Origin of the sequence: Nostocoides vanveenii (genome assembly GCF_039531165.1) — a bacterium.
Lineage (GTDB): Bacteria > Actinomycetota > Actinomycetes > Actinomycetales > Dermatophilaceae > Nostocoides_A > Nostocoides_A vanveenii.
The window spans coordinates 1-17,834 of the sequence record NZ_BAAAPN010000037.1 but is presented as its reverse complement, the minus strand read 5'-3'; the positions used below and the strand labels follow the sequence as shown (position 1 = coordinate 17,834).

The 17,834-nt window shown below is 68.0% G+C and carries 19 protein-coding genes; 12 read left to right on the top strand and 7 right to left on the bottom strand.

From position 1 onward, the window contains the following. The first annotated feature begins 19 nt into the window (after positions 1 to 19). Complete coding sequence (locus ABD209_RS07695) at positions 20 to 2,668, top strand: MGH1-like glycoside hydrolase domain-containing protein (RefSeq protein ID WP_344064378.1); 2,649 nt, start codon at positions 20 to 22, stop codon at positions 2,666 to 2,668. A gap of 144 nt (positions 2,669 to 2,812) precedes the next feature. Continuing rightward, positions 2,813 to 3,187 carry an Rv0909 family putative TA system antitoxin gene (locus ABD209_RS07690; protein ID WP_344064375.1) on the top strand — a complete coding sequence of 125 codons (375 nt, stop codon included), beginning with the start codon at positions 2,813 to 2,815 and terminating at the stop codon, positions 3,185 to 3,187. A gap of 10 nt (positions 3,188 to 3,197) precedes the next feature. Here ABD209_RS07690 and ABD209_RS07685 read toward each other — a convergent pair whose 3' ends face one another. Further along, positions 3,198 to 3,920, bottom strand: coding sequence for an AIM24 family protein (locus ABD209_RS07685; RefSeq protein WP_324387223.1), 723 nt, complete (start codon positions 3,918 to 3,920; stop codon positions 3,198 to 3,200). A 118-nt stretch (positions 3,921 to 4,038) separates the two neighbouring features. On the opposite strand from ABD209_RS07685, the gene ABD209_RS07680 reads away from it, so the two are divergent. Beyond that, positions 4,039 to 4,539, top strand: coding sequence for a hypothetical protein (locus tag ABD209_RS07680; RefSeq protein WP_344064372.1), 501 nt, complete (start codon positions 4,039 to 4,041; stop codon positions 4,537 to 4,539). Between the two features lie 143 nt (positions 4,540 to 4,682). Beyond that, the gene (locus ABD209_RS07675; RefSeq protein WP_344064369.1) at positions 4,683 to 5,894 is read left to right on the top strand and encodes a lipase family protein; all 1,212 of its coding nucleotides are present in this window, start codon (positions 4,683 to 4,685) and stop codon (positions 5,892 to 5,894) included. Here ABD209_RS07675 and ABD209_RS07670 read toward each other — a convergent pair whose 3' ends face one another. Together ABD209_RS07670 and ABD209_RS07665 are read right to left on the bottom strand one after the other, a co-directional pair. Beyond that, positions 5,895 to 7,781, bottom strand: coding sequence for a cation:proton antiporter domain-containing protein (locus ABD209_RS07670; protein ID WP_344064366.1), 1,887 nt, complete (start codon positions 7,779 to 7,781; stop codon positions 5,895 to 5,897). 42 nt (positions 7,782 to 7,823) lie between these two features. Continuing rightward, positions 7,824 to 9,503, bottom strand: a complete 1,680-nt coding sequence (locus ABD209_RS07665; protein WP_344064363.1) for a DUF885 domain-containing protein — start codon at positions 9,501 to 9,503, stop codon at positions 7,824 to 7,826. A 121-nt stretch (positions 9,504 to 9,624) separates the two neighbouring features. Between ABD209_RS07665 and ABD209_RS07660 the strand changes: the two genes are divergently transcribed. From ABD209_RS07660 to ABD209_RS07650, 3 genes are read left to right on the top strand one after another with little or no spacing between them, the layout of a single operon-like run. Further along, the gene (locus ABD209_RS07660; RefSeq protein ID WP_344064361.1) at positions 9,625 to 11,016 is read left to right on the top strand and encodes a DUF6421 family protein; all 1,392 of its coding nucleotides are present in this window, start codon (positions 9,625 to 9,627) and stop codon (positions 11,014 to 11,016) included. Further along, positions 11,016 to 11,597: an SDR family NAD(P)-dependent oxidoreductase gene (locus tag ABD209_RS07655; protein WP_344064358.1), complete on the top strand. Its 582-nt coding sequence runs from the start codon at positions 11,016 to 11,018 to the stop codon at positions 11,595 to 11,597. The genes ABD209_RS07660 and ABD209_RS07655 overlap by 1 nt, the downstream gene beginning before the upstream one ends. A gap of 47 nt (positions 11,598 to 11,644) precedes the next feature. Continuing rightward, on the top strand, positions 11,645 to 12,706 hold the full coding sequence (locus tag ABD209_RS07650) for a threonine aldolase family protein (RefSeq protein WP_344064355.1): 1,062 nt from the start codon (positions 11,645 to 11,647) through the stop codon (positions 12,704 to 12,706). Between the two features lie 87 nt (positions 12,707 to 12,793). Here the strand turns inward: ABD209_RS07650 and ABD209_RS07645 are convergent, their stop codons facing one another. Beyond that, a complete protein-coding gene (locus ABD209_RS07645) occupies positions 12,794 to 13,042 on the bottom strand; it encodes a PIN domain-containing protein (protein WP_344064352.1) in 249 nt (82 codons plus the stop codon). A gap of 514 nt (positions 13,043 to 13,556) precedes the next feature. Between ABD209_RS07645 and ABD209_RS07640 the strand changes: the two genes are divergently transcribed. Beyond that, a complete protein-coding gene (locus ABD209_RS07640) occupies positions 13,557 to 14,078 on the top strand; it encodes a hypothetical protein (RefSeq protein WP_344064349.1) in 522 nt (173 codons plus the stop codon). Between the two features lie 112 nt (positions 14,079 to 14,190). Beyond that, complete coding sequence (locus tag ABD209_RS07635) at positions 14,191 to 14,409, top strand: hypothetical protein (RefSeq protein WP_344064346.1); 219 nt, start codon at positions 14,191 to 14,193, stop codon at positions 14,407 to 14,409. On the opposite strand, the gene ABD209_RS07630 is transcribed toward ABD209_RS07635, so the two are convergent. From ABD209_RS07630 to ABD209_RS07620, 3 genes are all read right to left on the bottom strand, one after another. Then, the gene (locus tag ABD209_RS07630) at positions 14,384 to 15,370 is read right to left on the bottom strand and encodes an IS481 family transposase (RefSeq protein WP_344064343.1); all 987 of its coding nucleotides are present in this window, start codon (positions 15,368 to 15,370) and stop codon (positions 14,384 to 14,386) included. The two genes, ABD209_RS07635 and ABD209_RS07630, sit on opposite strands and share 26 nt — an antisense overlap. A gap of 76 nt (positions 15,371 to 15,446) precedes the next feature. After that, positions 15,447 to 15,779, bottom strand: coding sequence for a TfoX/Sxy family protein (locus tag ABD209_RS07625; protein WP_005177612.1), 333 nt, complete (start codon positions 15,777 to 15,779; stop codon positions 15,447 to 15,449). Then, the gene (locus tag ABD209_RS07620; RefSeq protein WP_005177618.1) at positions 15,776 to 16,162 is read right to left on the bottom strand and encodes a nuclear transport factor 2-like protein; all 387 of its coding nucleotides are present in this window, start codon (positions 16,160 to 16,162) and stop codon (positions 15,776 to 15,778) included. Before ABD209_RS07620 ends, ABD209_RS07625 begins: the two co-directional genes overlap by 4 nt. Here ABD209_RS07620 and ABD209_RS07615 point away from each other — a divergent pair. The 3 genes from ABD209_RS07615 to ABD209_RS07605 all read left to right on the top strand — a co-directional run. Then, positions 16,161 to 16,901 (top strand): winged helix-turn-helix transcriptional regulator, encoded by a 741-nt coding sequence (locus ABD209_RS07615; RefSeq protein ID WP_344064330.1) that lies wholly within the window; start codon positions 16,161 to 16,163, stop codon positions 16,899 to 16,901. The genes ABD209_RS07620 and ABD209_RS07615 overlap by 2 nt on opposite strands. A 58-nt stretch (positions 16,902 to 16,959) precedes the next feature. Beyond that, entirely contained in the window at positions 16,960 to 17,421 is a 462-nt protein-coding gene (locus tag ABD209_RS07610) for a hypothetical protein (protein ID WP_344064328.1), read from the top strand. 101 nt (positions 17,422 to 17,522) lie between these two features. Beyond that, positions 17,523 to 17,834: transposase (locus ABD209_RS07605; protein WP_344064325.1), on the top strand; the 312-nt coding region annotated here is incomplete at its 3' end.

The window sequence follows — 17,834 nt, the reverse complement described above, 5'->3', positions numbered from 1 at the left end:
GAGGTGACAGGCTGGGCCCGTGACCGATCAGCCGATGCCGCCCACCGCTGAGCACGCCCGGCTGAGCGAGGCGCAGCGGCCGGACAGCCCGTGGCGGCTGTGGGGGCCCTATCTCGCCGGCCGGCAGTGGGGCACGGTGCGAGAGGACTATTCCGCCGACGGGGATGCCTGGAGCTTCTTCCCCTTCGACCACGCCCACACCCGGGCCTACCGCTGGGGTGAGGACGGCATCGCCGGGCTGACCGATCGCTTCGGCTTCCTCAATCTCGGGCTCGCCCTCTGGAACGGCCACGACGACCGGCTCAAGGAGCGCCTCTTCGGCCTAACGAATCCGCAGGGCAACCACGGCGAGGACGTCAAGGAGTACTGGTGGCCTATCGATGGGACGCCCACCCACTCCTATGCCCAGGTCCTCTATCGCTATCCGCAACGCGCCTTCCCGTATGACCACCTCGTCACCGAGAACGCCGCTCGCGGGCTTGGTCAGGACGAGCTCGAACTCACCGACACCGGTGTGCTGGACGACTCGCGCTTCTTCGACGTGCTCGTCACCCATGCGAAGGCCGGCCCCGAGGATGTCCTGGTCGAGATCACGGCGACCAACCACGGCCCCGACCCGGCGCCACTCGACCTGTTGCCGCACCTATGGTTCCGCAACACCTGGTCCTGGGGACGCGACGAGCGCGTCCCGCGCCTGCGCCTGGCCCGCGGCCCCAAGGACGAGTCGGCGATCATCGCCGAGCACGGCTACCTCGGTCGCTACCTGCTCGTCGCCGACGCCGAGCCGCGAATCCTCTTCTGCGACAACGAGACCAACCAGCAGGCGACCTTCGGTGTGCCCGGCGGCAGCAAGCACCCCAAGGACGCGATCAATGCGGCCGTGGTCCATGGCGATGCCTCGATGGTGCGGCGCGGGCACGGGACCAAGGCCGCCTTCTGGTGGCACTGGGACGCGGTCGCGCCGGGGGAGTCGGTAACCATCCGGTTGCGGCTGATTCGCGACGGCGACGTGCGCACGGCCGACCCGTTCGCCGATTTCGACGCCATCCGCGACGCGCGCCACGGCGAGGCCGACGCCTTCTATGCCGCCGTGATCCCCGCCGACGTGCCGCCCGAGGACGCCTTCATCGCCCGGCGCGCGTTCGCCGGTCTGCAGTGGTGCAAACAGATCTATCGGTATGACGTTCGGCAATGGCTCGAGGGCGACCCCGCCGAGCCCGCGCCGCCGCGCGAACGGCTGGCCCGCCAACCGCTGGGCCGAAACACCAGCTGGCGACACCTCTCGCTCGCCGACGTCATCTCGATGCCCGACGAATGGGAGTACCCGTGGTTCGCGGCCTGGGACCTCGCCTTCCACTGCGTGGCACTGGCGCACGTCGACCCGGACTTCGCCAAGGAGCAACTGGTGCTGATGTGCCGGGAGTGGGCGATGCATCCCAATGGTCAGCTGCCAGCCTACGAATGGAATTTCTCCGACGTCAATCCGCCGGTCCACGCGTGGGCGGCGTGGCAGGTCTACACCATCGACGGCAGTCGCGACCAGGAGTTCCTGACACGGGTGTTCACCAAGCTGCTGTTCAACTTCGGCTGGTGGGTCAACCGCAAGGATGCCGAAGGCTCCAATCTCTTCGAGGGCGGCTTCCTCGGGATGGACAATGTCGGACCCTTCGACCGCAGCGCGCCCCTGCCCGACGGCTCGCGCCTGGAGCAGTCGGATGCCACGAGCTGGATGGCGTTCTACTGCCTGCTCATGCTGCGGATCGCTTGGGAGTTGGCACGCACCCAGCCGGCCTGGGACGAGGTCGCGACGAAATTCTTCGAGCACTTCCTCGCGATCGCCGAGGCGATGGACTTCTTCGGCTCCGACAATGTCGAGCTCTGGGATCAGGAGGACGGCTTCTATTACGACGTCGTCGTGGCTGCGGACGGCAGCTCGCAGAAGGTGCGCTTGCGCTCGATGGTCGGGCTGCTGCCGCTGATCGGCGTGGCCAATATGCCCGCCTGGGTGGATGCGACCCTGCCCGACTTCACCGGGCACCGGGCCTGGCTGCAGGCGCGCCGGCCCGAGTTGCTCGATGCGCTCGTGCACCTCGCTGACGGCTCACCGGACACTCTCTCGGTCCTGACGCCCGACCGGCTGGTCCGGCTGCTGCGGAGGTTGGTCGATGAGTCGGAGTTCCTCGCGCCCGGCGGCATCCGGTCGATGTCGGCGGCCTATCGCGAGGGCACGACGCTGCAACTGGAGGGTGCCGACCTGCCCGTGCGCTATGTGCCGGGTGCGTCGGACTCACGCCTCTTCGGCGGCAACTCCAACTGGCGCGGCCCGATCTGGTTCCCGGTCAATGTATTGCTCACCGACGCTTTGCGCCGGTATGCCGGGGGCATGGCCGCCGATGTCCAGGTCGAGTACCCAGCGGGGTCGGGTCGGCTGATCGGCGTCGCCGAGGTCGCCGACGATATCGACCGCCGGCTGGTGGGCCTGTTTCGCATCGGACCGGACGGGCGTCGCCCGAGCGATCCACGCGACATACCGACCCATCCCCTCTGGCAGGCGCACCCGACCTTCAGCGAGTACTTCCACGGCGACACCGGAGCCGGGTTGGGCGCCACGCACCAGACCGGATGGACGGCGCTCGTCGCTCATTTGGTCTGCCTGCGCGAGGACTGAGGCGGGCTCAGGGTTGCCCCGGATCCGCCGGGGATCGGTGCCGGAAGGCCGGGCGCAGGGAACAATCGCGCTCGCCGATCACGTTGAATGGCACGGTAAGGCCGCCACCGGGCGGCTACGGATCCACGCAGGAGGGGATTCCCCATGGCCATGAACGAATCGCTGAGGAAGGCTGTCGACGACCTCGACCTCGAGCGTCGGCTCGACGAATTCGGCAAGTTCGCCCAGAAGACGTATGACGGCGTGCGCGCCCAGGTGGGCACGCTCACTCACGACAACCGCGAGAAGGTCGACGGCTGGGTGGCCAAGGCCACCACGCTTGTCGACGAGCGCACCGATGGCAAGTACCACGACAAGGTCGCCAAGTTCAGCGCGGCGCTCGGGACCGGCCTGGACAAGGTTGCCGAGCAGCGGCCGGATGCTCCCGCCGCGGACGGGCCGGCAGCGGACCAGCCGGCCCCGGCCGACGGCGCGACGGCCTTCCCGGCGCAGTACCCGAGCGACCAGCCCGGGCACTGACCGCCAGGCGTCAGCTGAGTAGGCCGCCCAGCATGCTGCTGGAGCCGCCGGACTGCTGCTGGTGACCGCCGTCGGTGACCGACTCACTCGGCTGGACCACGACATAGCCTTGGCCCGAGAAGGCCATCTGCAGCAGCTCGCCCGTGCCACCGCGGATCATCGAGCCGATGCCACCGGTGTCCACGCGGACGTCCATCCGCACGCCCGCCGTCCACAGCACGACAGCCTGGGCGTCACCGAAGGTGGGGCTGCTGGCCACGTCGAGGGCCACCGGGTCGCCCTTGGTGGTCACCGCGACATAGCCCGTGCCGCGCAGGGAGACGTTGTAGAGCCCGCCGGTCATGGCGGCGCCACGGGCCTGGATGCGGTGGATGTCCCACTGGATCGAGTTGCTGAAGGCCAGCACATTTCGGCCGTTGACCGAGATCGCGTCGTCCTGCAGATACATGATTTGCACCTCGCTGGCCTCGTCCGCCAGGAAGAGATCGCCCTGCCCGGAGCAGGTCATCATCGTGACGCCCTCGCCGGTCACCGCCGACTTGAACATCCGCCCCAGCCCGGAGCTCTGCTTGGTGAAGCGCACATCGCCCTGGTAGGCGACCATCGAGCCGGCCCGGGCCATCACCTCGCCGTAGCGCATGTCCACCCGCAACATCTTCTTGTTCTGCAGCGAGAACGGGTCCTGCGTCTCCTTCTCTCGGAAATCGGTGAACAAGCTTCCGTGGATGGTCATTCGCGTTCCTCTCCGTATGGCCGGCGGGGTCACCGACGTTCTTGCACAAACCGTAGGCGAAAGCCGCCCTCCGGACCTATCGTTTGGGACGTTCAGCCGCATCGATTCGGAGGTTGTCATGGGTTTTCTCGACAAGGCCAAGGCCGCGGCGATGGATCTGCAGCAGAAAGCTGACTCGGCCATGTCCAATGCGGGCATGATGGGCGGCAGTCCCATGGGAGCGCCGGGTGGCGGTGGGGGTCCGGGTGGACCCGCGGATCGCTTGCTGCGCGACCTGGGCGTGTTGACCTATCTCAACGCCGCGGGCCGCCCCGGTTCGTCGGCCGACTACCAGCGGATCATGGAGCAGTTGCGTTCACTGGAGGGCTCGGGGCAGCTCAACCTCCAGCTCTCACCAGCAGCTGCGCCCGGGTTCGGCGCGCCCGGCGCCCCGCCGCCCCCGCCCGGAGCCGTCCGCGCGGCGCACGAGGCTGCGGCCGCGCCGCCCGCGCCCCCGGCTCCTTCTGTCGAGCCGGCGCCCGCAGCCGCGCCGGCGGTCGCAGCCGCGCCGGTGGTCGAGGAGTCCGCGGGCGGTGGCGGCGGCTCGGCGCCACCCCCGCCGCCGCCAAGCTGGGCCTGACCGACGCGCGACGAGGGTCACGTCGTCGGCGAGATGCCAACGGTGGGTGAGCGGCGGCATACGGGCATGTCCTGCGCTATTCTGATCCGCTAGTTACCTGCGGGTAGCCACTTCGCGTTGCTCACCCGAAAGGTTCCGAACCCATGCGTCGTTCTGTTGTCACCGCCACTGCCGCCGTCCTCGGCGCGTTCGCCCTCGCCGGGCCGGCCACGGGCGCGACCGAGCCGCCGCGCCCGACGTTCTACGAGGCGCCGGCCGCGATCAGCGGGAATGCCGGCGATGTGATCCGCAGCGAGAACCTCACGTTCTCGGTCGACCCGGCCGGGCTGAGCTCGCTCGTGATGACCTCCAAGCGCATCCTCTACACCAGCACCGACCGGAGCGGCGCCAAGGTCGCGGTCTCTGGCAGCGTGCTCGTGCCCAAGGCGCCGTGGATCGGTCTGGGGCACCGGCCGATCGTCGGCTACGCCGTCGGCACGCAGGGGCTGGCCGACCGCTGCGCGCCGTCGCGGCAGCAGTCCGAGGGCTTCGAGTACGAGTCGATCTTCATCAAGGGCCTGATCGAGCGCGGGTATGCCGTGGCGATCACCGACTACCAGGGCCTCGGCACTGCCGGCGTGCACACCTATATGAACCGGGTCGTCCAGGGACGGGCTGTGCTGGACTCCGTGCGTGCCGCCCAGCGCCTCGCGGGATCGGGCCTGTCCAGCTCGAATCCTGTTGGCCTCGTTGGCTATTCGCAAGGTGGCGGCGCGTCGGCAGCGGCGGCCGAGCTCGCTGCGTCATACGCCCCCGAGTTGCGGGTCAAGGGCGCGGTCGCGTCGGCGGTCCCTGCCGACCTGGCCGCTGTGCTCGCCAATCTCGACGGCACGCTCTATGCCGAGTTCGCGCTCTACGGGATGCGCGGCCTGGCTGCGGGCTACGGGGTCGACATGAGCCCCTATCTCAACGCCGCGGGCCGCCAGGCGATGGACGAGGTCGAGGGCGAGTGCGTCACCGACCTGGCCAATCACGCCTTCGTGCGCACCGAGACCCTGTCCGCGACCGGGGTGCCGGCGAGCACGATTCTGGCCCAGGAACCCTTCAAGACGATGGTTGCGCAACAGCGGATCGGCACGATCAAGCCGGCCATGCCGACCCTCGTCGTGCATTCCGTGCTCGACGATGTCATCCCGTATGCCGTGGGCAAGGCGATGGCCAAGAGCTGGTGCAGCAAGGGTGCCAATGTCTACTTCTCGACCGTCGTCTCGCCTGGCCACGTCGGTGGGGTGCTGGACAATGCGGCCCAGTCCTATGCCTTCCTCGAAGCCCGCTTCGCCGGCTTGCCGCAGTTCTCCAACTGCTGGACGCTGTGATTAGCCGAGGGCCTCGTCCACGAAGCACCAACGCCACGCCTCGCCGGGCTCGAGTGAGCGCATGACCGGGTGACCGCTGTCGTGGAAGTGCGCGGAGGCGTGCTTGCCCGGCGACGAGTCGCAGCACCCGACATGACCGCACTCGGTGCACATCCGAAGGTGCACCCAGGTCAGGCCCTCGGCCAGGCACGCCGGGCAGCCGTCGGGGGTATCAGGGACGACGCAGTGAGCCTCGGACTGAAGGTGTGCACACGCCGCGGTGACCGCATCAGGCGGGCGGAGAGGCGTCTCGCGCACGCGTGCCGCGCGGTGCGCGCCCCAGGTGAGCGCCGCCTCCTCGGCGTCCATGGAGTTGAGCACGGCGGTGAGCACGTGCTGGTCGACTGCGGCGGTCGAGCGCATGCGCAGCAACTCCGCGCGCTCGGCCGCGATCATCGTCAACCGGGTGCGTCGATAGGTCTCGCTCGGCGTCTCGCTCTGCTGGCTGCCCAGGCGCTCCCAGATCCGGTTGACGCGGGCGGCGGACTGGCTCTTCAGGGTCGCCAGCACGCCGGGGTCGGTGTCCGGGTCGGCCTCGATGGCACGCAGCCCGGCACCCGCGGCCGCCCCGACGACGGTTGCCTCGACGAGGGCATCCTCACGCGGATCCGGGCCGCGCACATCCAAGACCCGGCACAACCACGGCAGCGAAAAGCCTTGGAGGACAAGCGTTCCGACCGTCACGATCAGTGCGACCAGGACGAGCATCGGCCGGTATGGCGTGTTGTCCGGGAGGGTGAGCGCCGCGGCGAGGGTGACCACGCCGCGCATACCGGCCCACGAGCCGATCACGCCGGCGCGCATGCGGTCGGAGGCATCGCCCGAGGAGCGGGCGCTGGCATACGTGAAGGGGAGCATCCACAGCGGGCGCAGGATCAAGCAGGCGGCGAGCACCGCACATCCGACGAGCACGCTGCGGCCCAGCGTCAGATCGCCCGCGCGGACGGAGTCGAGGATCGAGGCCATCTGCAACCCGATGAGGAGGAAGACCGCGTTCTCGAGGAGAAAGGTGATGCTTGCCCAGTTGACGCGCTCCGAGAGGCGGGAGGGAGCGCTCTGGAGCACGGGTGCCTGGTGGCCGAGAAAGAGCCCCGCAACCACGACGGCGATGACACCGGAGGCATGGACCTTCTCGGCGGCCACATAGGCGACGAAGGGGACGGCGAAGGACAAGGCCGTGTCGGCCGCTGTTTCCACGAGAACCTTGCGGATGAAGCCGACGACGACGAAGACGAGCCAGCCGGTCGCTGCGCCGCCGAAGGCCGCGATGGCGAAGTCCTGGGCAACCGATGCGGCACTGACCTGTTCGACGTGGGCGTCCGCGCCGGCATGGGCGATCGCCAGGCCGGCCGCCGCGAGGGCGGTGCGCAGGGCGACGAGTGCGGTGGCGTCGTTCAGGAGCGATTCGCCCTCGAGGATCGTCGTGATCCGCCGTGGCAGGCCGATTTGGCGCGCCACGGCCGTTGCTGCCACGGCGTCGGGAGGAGCGACGATGGCCCCGAGCGCGAAGGCCAGCGGGAAGCTAATGGGCAGGAGCGCCGACGCGACCAGCGCGACACCGAGAGCGGTGAACAGCACCAGCCCGACGGAGAGCCCGAGGATCGGCCCGATGTTCGCGCGAATGTCGATCAACGAGGTGTTGAGGGCCGCGGCATACAGCAAGGGCGGCAGCAGCCCAAAAAGCACGAGGTCGGGGGAGAGGCTGAGCGTCGGCACGCCGGGAACGAAGGAGGCGATCACTCCCACCCCCAGCAGGCCGAGCGGCGCGGGCAGCTCGATCTGCTCGCACAATCGAGCGACGATGATGACGGTCATCGCAATGACGGTCAGAGTCAGGGCCAGATCCACGCCCGTATTCTCACCCGGCCAGCGGGTGGCCCGTCACCGAGTTCAGAGCTCGCCCAGCACTGCCGAGCGCAGCGTGTCCAGGCCGACGCTACCGATGTCCAGCGCGCGGCGGTGGAAGTCGCGCAGGTCGAAACCCGCACCCGCCCGTGTTGCCGCCTCGTCGCGCAGCTGCAGCCAGAGCCGTTCGCCGATCTTGTAGGACGGTGCCTGGCCCGGCCAGCCGAGATAGCGGTCCAGCTCGAAACGGAGCATCGGCTCCTCCATGGCCACGTGCGAGCGCAGGAAGGTCCACGCCTTCGCGTAGTCCCAGTCGCCCCCACCGACCTCGGTGGGCGCGGGCATACCGCAGTGCACGCCGATGTCGACGACGACACGCGCGGCCCGCAGGGCCTGCCCATCGAGCCAGCCGAGCCGGTTGCCAGGGTCGTCCATATAGCCCAACTCCGCCATCAGCCGCTCGGCATAGAGCGCCCAGCCCTCGCCGTGCCCGGAGGTCCAGCACGCGAGGCGGCGCCAGCTGTTGAGCAGGTCGCGGCGATAGACCGTCTGGGCGACCTGCAGGTGATGACCGGGCACGCCCTCGTGGTAGACCGTCGTCAACTCGCGCCAGGTCGTGAAGTCGGTCACGCCGTCCGGCACCGACCACCACATCCGGCCGGGGCGGGTGAAGTCGTCACTGGGTCCGGTGTAGTAGATGCCGCCGGTGGTGGTCGGCGCGATCATGCCCTCGATCGCGCGCACCGGGCCGGGGATGTCGAAGTGGACATCGGCGAGGGAGGCGATGACCTCATCGGCGCGCGCCTGCATCCAGTCGCGCAAGGCGTCGGTGCCGTTCAGGTGATAGCGCGGGTCGGCGTCGAGGATCGCGACCGCCTCGTCGGGCGTCGCCCCGGGACGGATCTGATCGGCGACCTCGCGGCGTTGCTGCTCGATCCGCGCAAGCTCCTCCTGACCCCACGCATAGGTCTCATCGAGGTCGACGCTGCTGCCGAGGAAGTAGCGCGAGTGGAGTGCGTAGAGCTCGCGGCCGCACGCGTCCGCTTCGGGTGCGCGGTCCAGGAGCGTGGCGAGGCGCCCACCCAGATTGCCGTATGCCGTGGCCGCCTCCCCGATGGCACTCACCATCTGCGCGCGCACGCTCTCGATCAGGTCGGCTCCGTTGACGGTGGTGGTAAGGCTGGAGAAATAGCCTTCCGGCGCAACGAGTTTGGCGCACTGGTCGATGCACGCCCGGACCTGGCGGATGGGGGCGACATGACCTTCGCCCGCCGATGCGATCAGAGTGGTCATCCACTGATCCAGGGCGGTGGGCACCCTGGTCAGGCGTGTGGCGAAGGTCGTCCAGTCGTCGTCGGTGCTCGTCGGCATCAGATCGAAGACGCCGCGGATGGACTGCAAGGGAGCGGCCAGCACGTTGAGTTCGCTGCGATCGAGACCGGCGGCGGCAATCTCCTCGGCAAGGCCGAGCCGCTCGCGCATGGCGTCGAGGGTGACGGTGTCGATATCGTCCTGCGGCTCGGCGCCGGCGAGCTTGGTGAGGGTGTCGCGGCGCAGTGCGGACTGCGCCGCGTATCCGTCGGGACTGAAATCGTCGAGGAGGGCGTCCGAGCCGGGGATGCCGTAATGCGTGCCGGTGATCGGGCTGAGCGCGATCTCCGCCGCGAAGTGGGCTTCGGCGATCGCGTCGATGGCTGTGGGTTGCCTCGTGGGCGTGTCAGTCACGAAGGGCGACGTTACCGGACAGTTGTGGTGAGGTCAGCTCGAAAGGCCGTTTGTGTCTGTCGAGCGCGAACATGACATGCATATTTCCTGTCAAACCCGCTCGCGTGAGACAATAGTGAGCATGAAGCGCGTATTGACCGTAGATTCTTTAGTTGCCGATCTGGCCGATCGTGGCTTTGCCGAGCCTTGGAAGCGACTGAAGGCCGCGGCCTCCGCCCTGCAGGGGCTGCAGGCCAAGGATGGCTCACTCGCGCACCCGGACATGAGTGCGGTCGCCGGCGAACACGTCGCGACGATCGTGGCCGCGATCGGTGAGCTCACGGCATACGTGCCGCACGACGAGAGCTATCTGCGGGCGCTGGTGCGCGACTTCGAGCGGTGGGCTGCGGCTGGTTTCGGGGTGCCCGACTTCCTCGACTCCTTGCTGGAGTTTCACCCCGAGCAGCACCGGGTGGACGGGCTGCGCCATGTCGTCGTTTTCCCGATGTACACGCAGAACGGCTCGACCAATCGCCTCGTGGAAGCCGTTCTGTGCGAAGTGATTTGGCCGGATTTCGTCGCCGAGTTGGAGGCGGGCGACTATGGCAACAAACTCTTCGTGCCGATCCGCTTTCTCGATTTCACGCCGGGCTATGACACCAACTCGGCCGTGCTCTTCCCCGAGTCGGTGGCGATGCGTGAGGTCCCGAGTTTCACCTGGGGCGGCATCTTTGCCGACCGCGAGGCCGCGCGCTTTCGCCGCGTCGTGACCCACGCGGCCCACGTCACCAATCTCGTGCTGCCCGAGGGTGTCCGTCGGATGCTCGCCGATCAGGGGCTGACGGAGGAGGCCTTCGTCATGTGGGACCTCATCCACGACCGGACGCACATGCGCGGCGACCTGCCCTTCGATCCGTTCATGATCAAGCAGCGGATGCCATACTTCCTCTACTCGCTCGAAGAACTGCGCTGCGACCTGACCGCCTATCGCGAAGCGGTCCACATCGAGCGGCGCATCGCGGCGCTCGCCGCCCCGGACGAGGACGAGGTGCTCCTCGCCGATCGCGCGCGGCTGGTGCAGTATGCCGTGATCTTCGACCGGATCTTCCGCTTCGCCATCACCGGTGTGCGCGTGCGCAACTACGACGGGCTCGGCGGTCAACTGCTCTTCGCCTGGCTGCACCGCAACCGGGTGCTGCACTGGACCGACGGGGCTTTGTCTGTGGACTGGGATCTGGTCCCCGATGTGGTCAACGCCCTGGGCGCGGCGATCGAGGAGCTCTATTGGGAGTCGATCGACCGGCCCAAGGTCGCCCACTGGCTGGCGGCCTATGCCCTGGTGTCGGCCACCGTCGAGCCGCACCCCGCGTCCGTATGGAAGCGCGGTGACCTCCCGCTCGACGGGCCGCCGAAGGGCCTAACCGACCTGGTGATGGACGATGAGTTCCCACTGTCGATGTTCTACGAAGCCTTCGAGCGCAAGATGCGGGATGTCATTGCCTCAACGGCCGGTATCACCGGAACGGACCGCTGATGGGGCGCATCGTGGTCGCCGGCGCGGCCGGCGCTAGTGGGCAGGCGGTGGTGCGGGCGCTGCGGGCGGCGGGGCATGACGTGGTCGCGGTGACCCGGGACGACGCCGACCTCGCCGACGCGGGTGCGGTCACGGCATACGCCAATGGCGTCGTGGCGGCGGGTCCGGTCGACGGGCTGGTGCACCTCGTGGGCGGTTGGCGCGGCGGTGGTGGCGTGGCCGGCCAGAGCGACGCGGACTGGGACTTCCTCTCGACGCGGGTGATCGACACGCTACGGCACACGAGCCGGGCGTTCTTCGCGGCGCTCGCTGCAGCCGGGGGGCGGCTGGTGATCGTCAGCACGACCGGTCTCGACGCGCCGCGCGCGAGCAATGCGAACTATCTCGCGGCTAAGGGGGCGGCGGAGGCGTGGACCCGTGCGCTTGGGCATGAGCTGGGGAAGGCGGGTGGTGGCGCGCAGGTCATCCGGGTGATGGCGCTCTATACCGATGCCGAGCTCGCGGCGAATCCGGGCAAGGACTATGGGGCCTGGACGCATGTGGATGCGCTCGGTGATCAGATCGCGGCGGTGTTCGCGTGAGTGTCGTCAGTGCGGTCGCGACCAAGCGGGCCGACGATAATGCGGGCGTGACTACCAGTGCCCTGCACGACGCCGAGCGTCGCGGATTCGCCAGTGACAACTATTCGGGAGTTCATCCGGAGGTCCTCGAGGCCATCGTCGCCGCCAACGGCGGGCACCAGTCGGCGTATGGCAGCGACGCCTATACCGCCCGCCTGCAGGATGTCGTCCGGGGGCATTTTGGGTCGGCGGCCGAGGCGTTCCCGGTCTTCAACGGCACGGGCGCGAATGTCACTGCGCTGCAGTCGATTCTGCCGCGCTGGGGTGCGGTCGTGTGCGCGCGGACGGCGCACATCAATGTCGACGAGGGCGGAGCGCCGGAGCGGGTCGCGGGCCTGAAGCTGCTGACCGTGCCCACCGAGAACGGCAAGCTGACGCCCGAGTTGGTGGACCTCGAGGCGTGGGGCTATGGCGATGAGCACCGCGCCCAGCCACTGGCCCTGTCCATCACGCAGTCGACCGAACTCGGGACGCTCTATACGCCGGCGGAGATCCGGGCGCTGAGTGATCACGCGCATGGTTTGGGGATGGCCGTACACGTCGACGGGGCGCGGTTGTCCAATGCGGCTGCCGCGCTCGGGGTGCCCTTTGCGGAGTTCACGACCGAGGCGGGTGTGGACATCGTCTCGCTGGGCGGCACCAAGAATGGTGCTCTCGGCGCGGAGGCGATCGTGGTCATCAATCCCGATCGTGCTGCGGGACTTGTGTATTCGCGCAAGTTCAATATGCAGCTGGCGAGCAAGATGCGCTTCGTCTCGGCGCAGTTGATCGCGCTCTACGAGGGCGATCTGTGGCAGCGCAACGCCGGGCATGCAAATGCCATGGCGGCTCGGCTGCGGGCGGCGCTGGCCGATGTGCCCGGGGTGGAGTTCACGCAGGAGACGCAGGCCAACGGCGTCTTTGCGACGCTGCCGGCTGGGGTGGCGGATCCGTTGCGCCGGCAGTATAAGTTCTACGACTGGGACGCCGCCCGGCGCGAGGTGCGCTGGATGTGCTCCTTCGACACCAGCGAAGCCGATATCGATGCCTTTGCCGCGCTCGTGCGCGCCGAGGTCGCCGCTGCCCGCTGACCCCGCTCAAGTGGCCCTTCAGTCCCAAGGATTCACGAGTGGCTGAAAGTGCCGCGTAGTGGGGTTGGCGACCACGAGGCCGCGCGCCTAAGCGATCGCGGCGATCAGCGCGTCGTCTAGGGGTGCGTGCCCCGGAATCCGAGGGGTCGCGAGAACGCGAGCGGCGGCGGGATCGAAAGGCGCGATCCGGTTGTCGAAAGCAGGCAGAACGCGCTCGTCGAACCACCGACGCAAGATCGCGCCTTGGGCCCCATCGGAACGCTCTCGCTTGACCACCCCGCGCTCGATCTCGGCCACGGTCACGGCGGCCACGCACCCGTAGGGCCGAGACGACATTGGTGTCACGGAGGAACTTCATGGCTGAGTGGGATGTTCGAGCCCACGGCGAGGACCAACCAGAGGTGAGCTACGGTGCGTGGCGCATGCCAAGCCGCGTGCGCAAGGGCAAGCGCCGCCCAGCGAGACAGTCAGCAAATGACTCACCGGCACAACAGCTTTCGTTGACCTTCCGGGAAGCGACGCGCCAGGAGAACGCCCTCATCAGCGAGATTTGCAGGGACCTCGAGGTCTGGCGGAAGGGCGACTTCGTGGGCGCGACCGCAATCGCGACCAAGCCGCTGCCTGGGCGCAGGCGTCCGGGGTGCTTTTGGCGCTGTCGCGACCCACTCCGAGCCGGGCGAGCGGCGAGGTGTGTAGGCCGGGGGAACCGTAGTGCGTGCCCGTAGCGCACGGCCCGTCAGCGTCGGCACGGGCCGGGAACCGCCCAAAAAGTTGGGGTATCGGCCTTGAAATAGCGCGTATGTTCGATTAGAGTTTTCGTCTGGAAGCACCACTCGCCGTCGCTGCCGCCTTGGACGCGGTCGCTTCCATCACGCCCGGCGGGATGCCGCTGGAGGTTGCCGGGCTGCTGGCGTTGGTCGCTGATGTGCAGGTGCTGCGAAACCGGTTGGATGGGTTGGTCAACGACGTGCTGGTGGCGGTGGCGCGGGTTGATGATGATGCGATGCGGGAGGAGTTCCCGCAGGAGGAGTTCGGGTCGGATTTCGTGGGGCGGGTCGCGTTGCATTCGCAGGCGCCGGAGTTGGTCGCGCCGTGTCTTGGGGTGAGTGTGCATGTCGCGCAGGGCCGGGTGGTGACGGCGGTGGAGTTGGCGCTGCGGGCGCCGTTGCTGGTGGATCAGATGCGGGCGGGGCGGTTGGAGGCGTTCCGGGCCGGGTTGCTGCATCAGGAACTCTCGGATGCGCCGGCGCCGGTTGAGGACGAGATCGTGATGCGGATGGTCGCGCGGGCGGACCCGGTCGGCGGGTGGAGTGAGACGGCGGGGCCGTTGCTGCGGCGGACGCGGAGCTTGTTGGCGCGGCTGGCGCCGTGAGGTGGTGGCGGCGCGGGTGGCGGCGTCCCGGGAGTTGCGGGGGTTGCATAAGCGCGGGGAGAGCGAGTCGTTGGATCGGTGGGACGGGCTGTATCACGTGGAGGATTCCCGGATGGCGTGGGCCGCGATCGACGATCTTGCGCAGCAGATCCTGAGGTCGGGTGCGGCGGACACGCTGGCGCAGGCGCGGGCGGATGCGCACATGCAGTTGTTGTTGGAGCACTGTGATGTGACGGTGCATTTGCACGCCACCGCCACTGCTGAGCAACTGGCCGAGCAGCTGGCCGCGCTGCCGGCCCCGGCCGCTAGCTGTACTGACCGGGGACGTTGATCAATCGTGAGAAGGGCGGCTGGCCTCCGCAGGCGGTGTGTGGTCGGTGCTGGTTGTACTCGTGGAGCCAGTCGGGGAGGGCATCGCGGCGTTCGTTCTCGCTCGTGTAGCAGCGCGCATACGCCCAACCGTCGGCCATGGTGCGGTGGAATCGCTCGACCTTGCCGTTGGTCTGTGGGCGGTATGGCCGCGTTCGCTTCGGAGTGATCGATAGGGCCTCGCACGCGTCTTGCCACAGATGAGAACGGTACGCACCACCGTTATCGGACAAGATGCGCTCAATTGCGACCCCTCGGTCGGCGAACCACTCGACCGCTCGATGCAGGACTCCGACGGCGGTGACAGCGGATTCGTCGTTGTGAACCTCGGTGTAGGCGACGCGCGAGTGGTCATCGATGATGGTGTGCACGAACGCATACCCGAGCTTGGGGTTGCGCCACTTGTTCTTCGGCTTGCCGGGAGTGACGGCACGATTCCTCGATCCTTGACGTCGCCCGACGTATCGCCAGCCCCCACCGTCGGGGATGTTCCCGAGCTTCTTGACGTCCACGTGCACGAGCGAGCCAGGGTGGTCGTGTTCGTATCGGCGGATCGGCTCGCCGGTAGCACGGTCGACGTAGGAAAGTCGATTCATGCGCGCGGTCGTGAGGATGCGGTGGACCGTGGCCGGGGCGACGCCGAGTCGGGCTGCGAGTTGAATAGGCCCTTCCCTCAGGCGCATTCGTAGGCTCACGCACCGTTTTGTCGTCTTCTTGCTCGTCTTGTTCGGCGAAGACTTCGGCCGTGACGACCGGTCCTGCATCGGCTCGCCAGCAAGGTAGCGGTCGACCCACCGCTTCACGGTTGGCCACGACACCTGGAAGCGGGCAGCGACTTCGCTGATCGGCCATCCTTCCTCGATGACGAGGCGTGCGACTCGTAGACGATGACGTGGGGTTAGCGCGGCATTGCGATGACTCAAAGTGCCTCCTGAGATAGATCGGTGGCCGGCCGCGTTTGCGACCGGCCACCGGATGATGGAGTTGGAGTAGAGGTCTCTACTCGGCGCCTTGCGCTGCATGGAAGGTGAGTGCTGGCTCGAGCCAGGACTCGAGCCCAGGTCCCTGGAGTGCGGCCTGCTCGACGCTGATCCAGCCGTCGCCCATGGGGCGGTCTGCGCCCATGAGCGCAGGGTGAGCACCAGGACGGGTGAGCAGGTCTTCCGCGTCAGTGGGGTCGATGCGTAGCAGGAGCGTCCCTTCCCGACGAGCGGCGACGACCATCCGGTCCTCGACCATGAACGACACTCCCCCGAACATCGACACCTCACGAGGGTTGCGAGCTCTTAGCGCGTCACGAACTCGCTCGACCAGGTCCTTCTGTGCTGTCATCGTCCACCCTTCTCGATGTACTCGGGGCCGCTGTAGTGAAGGTTCAAGGACGCGATGCGTCCGCCGTCGAAGGTGAAGAACTCCGCGAAGGTCATGGGACCGCCGGGCATGGTCGCCGTGTAGAGCACGGCGGAGCTGTTAGTGCCGTGCACGTCGTGGATGATCTCGATCTGCTTGACCGTCGCGATGAACCCGGCAACCCCGCCCAGGAAGCCATCGGTGGCGTCGGGGAGGTGTCCAGCGAGGGAGCCCGTGAAGTCGAGGTGGTCATCCAGCAGAGGCCGTAGGTCAGCCCCGTCCTGGTAACTGTCGATGCCGGACTCGAGGATCCGGTAGTAGTCCTTGAGTGTCTGAGGTGCGGCAGAAGACAGGGTGGCGGGCATGGCTCTCCTTGGTGTGAGAATGGTGCTTGATACTTTCAAGCAGGCGCTTGATAAAGTCAAGGGGGTTCAGGTGAAGTCCTACGGACAGCTTTGTTCGATCGCTCGCGCCTTAGATGTCGTCGGTGACCGGTGGACTCTCCTGATCGTGCGTGAGCTGCTGATCGGGGGAGCATTGCGCTTTGGCGAAGTCCAGCGCGGCCTGCCTGGCATCGCGACGAACCTGCTCACCCAGCGTTTGCGGGACCTCGAGACCAACGGTGTCGTCGCCCGCGAGCCCGCCCCAGGAATCCCGGGCACGCCAACGTATCGACTTACCGAGCGTGGCCGGGCCCTGGACGGAGTGCTGCGCGAGCTTCTGAAGTGGGGTGCACCGACGGTTCCAGAGGCGCCGAGTGATGCGATCTTCCAGATGCACTGGCTCAGCCAACCGGCACGCTTCCTCCTCGCGGATCACAGACCGGACGAGCCACCGATCGTGATCCGGTTCGGCACCTTCGACGACGGCTTCGACCTCACCGCCGCCGCCGGGACCATCACGGTGAACCCTTGCCAGCGCGATGTCAGCCCCCTGGCGCGTGTTGCAGGCCCCGGGCCGGTACTGGTTGCCCTCCTGCAAGGCGCAATGCCTCTGCCCGCCGCTATCGCGCATGGCGTGGATGTCACCGGCGATGCCGCGACCCTGACGCGAGTTCTACCAGCGCCGCAAGCGTCGACTAACGTCCCCGGTCAGTACAGCTAGCAGCGAGGAGGCAGCGTCAGCCACGCCTTCGGCCGCGGCTCCTGACGAGCCGGAGTGGATGTCCGCGACCGAGCGGGCCGCCGAGCCGACCTTGGATGCTGAGGCCGAGCCCGCGCCGTCGGATGAGTGGGCAGCGGAGCCCACCTGGGACGCTGCGCCCGGACCAGCGCAGGCCGAGGATCCGGCCGCGGCTGCCCACAAGCCGGAGTGGATGCCCGCGACCGCGGGGACTGCGGAGCCCACCCGGGAGGATGGGCCCGGACCAGCGCAGGCCGAGGATTCGGCCGCGGCTGCCCACGAGCCGGAGTGGACGCCCGAGGCTGAGGTCGACATTGCGTTGGCCGACCAGTGGGCCGCGGAGCCCACCTGGGACTCTGAGGCTCAACCCGCACTTGCGGAGGATTGGGCAACGGCTGCTCACGAGCCGGAGTGGACGCCGGCGACCGACTGGGCCGCGGCGCCCACTTTGGAGACTGAGCCCGAACCCGAGGCCCCGTCAGCCTCGATCGTGCATGAGTGATCGGCGTGTCCGGGGTGTGAAAGTACGGAAGTGCCTGTCCTGCAACGGGATACTTGGACTTACGACAGTTCAAAGTTCCTGAGCGGGAAGGCACTTGGTAGGTGAGGCGTACTTCGTGGTCGAGCGGGTTGGCGGTATCGGGTGACGGGTCGGGCGTGGTCGCCCAGGCGGGCAGTGTCGCGGTGCGGCTGCTGGCTGATCGGGTCGGCCTGACCGAGACGCTCTCGAGGGCCCTGGCGCGGCGCGGGTTCGTCCTGGGTCATGACCGGGGCCGGGTGCTGGTGGATGTGGCCACGATGCTGGTCGCCGGTGGTGAAGCGATCTCGGATATCGACACGCTGCGTCACCAAGATCGGGTGCTCGGGCCGGTGGCGTCGCCGGCGACGGTGTGGCGCGCGTTGGACGAGCTGGCC

Coding starts and splice junctions, on each gene's coding strand:
- ABD209_RS07690 (WP_344064375.1), top strand. CDS start 2,813: ATGGCCATGAACGAATCGCTGAGGAAGGCTGTCGACGACCTCGACCTC.
- ABD209_RS07685 (WP_324387223.1), bottom strand. CDS start 3,920: ATGACCATCCACGGAAGCTTGTTCACCGATTTCCGAGAGAAGGAGACG.
- ABD209_RS07680 (WP_344064372.1), top strand. CDS start 4,039: ATGGGTTTTCTCGACAAGGCCAAGGCCGCGGCGATGGATCTGCAGCAG.
- ABD209_RS07675 (WP_344064369.1), top strand. CDS start 4,683: ATGCGTCGTTCTGTTGTCACCGCCACTGCCGCCGTCCTCGGCGCGTTC.
- ABD209_RS07660 (WP_344064361.1), top strand. CDS start 9,625: ATGAAGCGCGTATTGACCGTAGATTCTTTAGTTGCCGATCTGGCCGAT.
- ABD209_RS07655 (WP_344064358.1), top strand. CDS start 11,016: ATGGGGCGCATCGTGGTCGCCGGCGCGGCCGGCGCTAGTGGGCAGGCG.
- ABD209_RS07645 (WP_344064352.1), bottom strand. CDS start 13,042: ATGTCGTCTCGGCCCTACGGGTGCGTGGCCGCCGTGACCGTGGCCGAG.
- ABD209_RS07635 (WP_344064346.1), top strand. CDS start 14,191: ATGGCGTGGGCCGCGATCGACGATCTTGCGCAGCAGATCCTGAGGTCG.
- ABD209_RS07625 (WP_005177612.1), bottom strand. CDS start 15,779: ATGACAGCACAGAAGGACCTGGTCGAGCGAGTTCGTGACGCGCTAAGA.
- ABD209_RS07615 (WP_344064330.1), top strand. CDS start 16,161: ATGGCTCTCCTTGGTGTGAGAATGGTGCTTGATACTTTCAAGCAGGCG.
- ABD209_RS07620 (WP_005177618.1), bottom strand. CDS start 16,162: ATGCCCGCCACCCTGTCTTCTGCCGCACCTCAGACACTCAAGGACTAC.
- ABD209_RS07610 (WP_344064328.1), top strand. CDS start 16,960: ATGTCCGCGACCGAGCGGGCCGCCGAGCCGACCTTGGATGCTGAGGCC.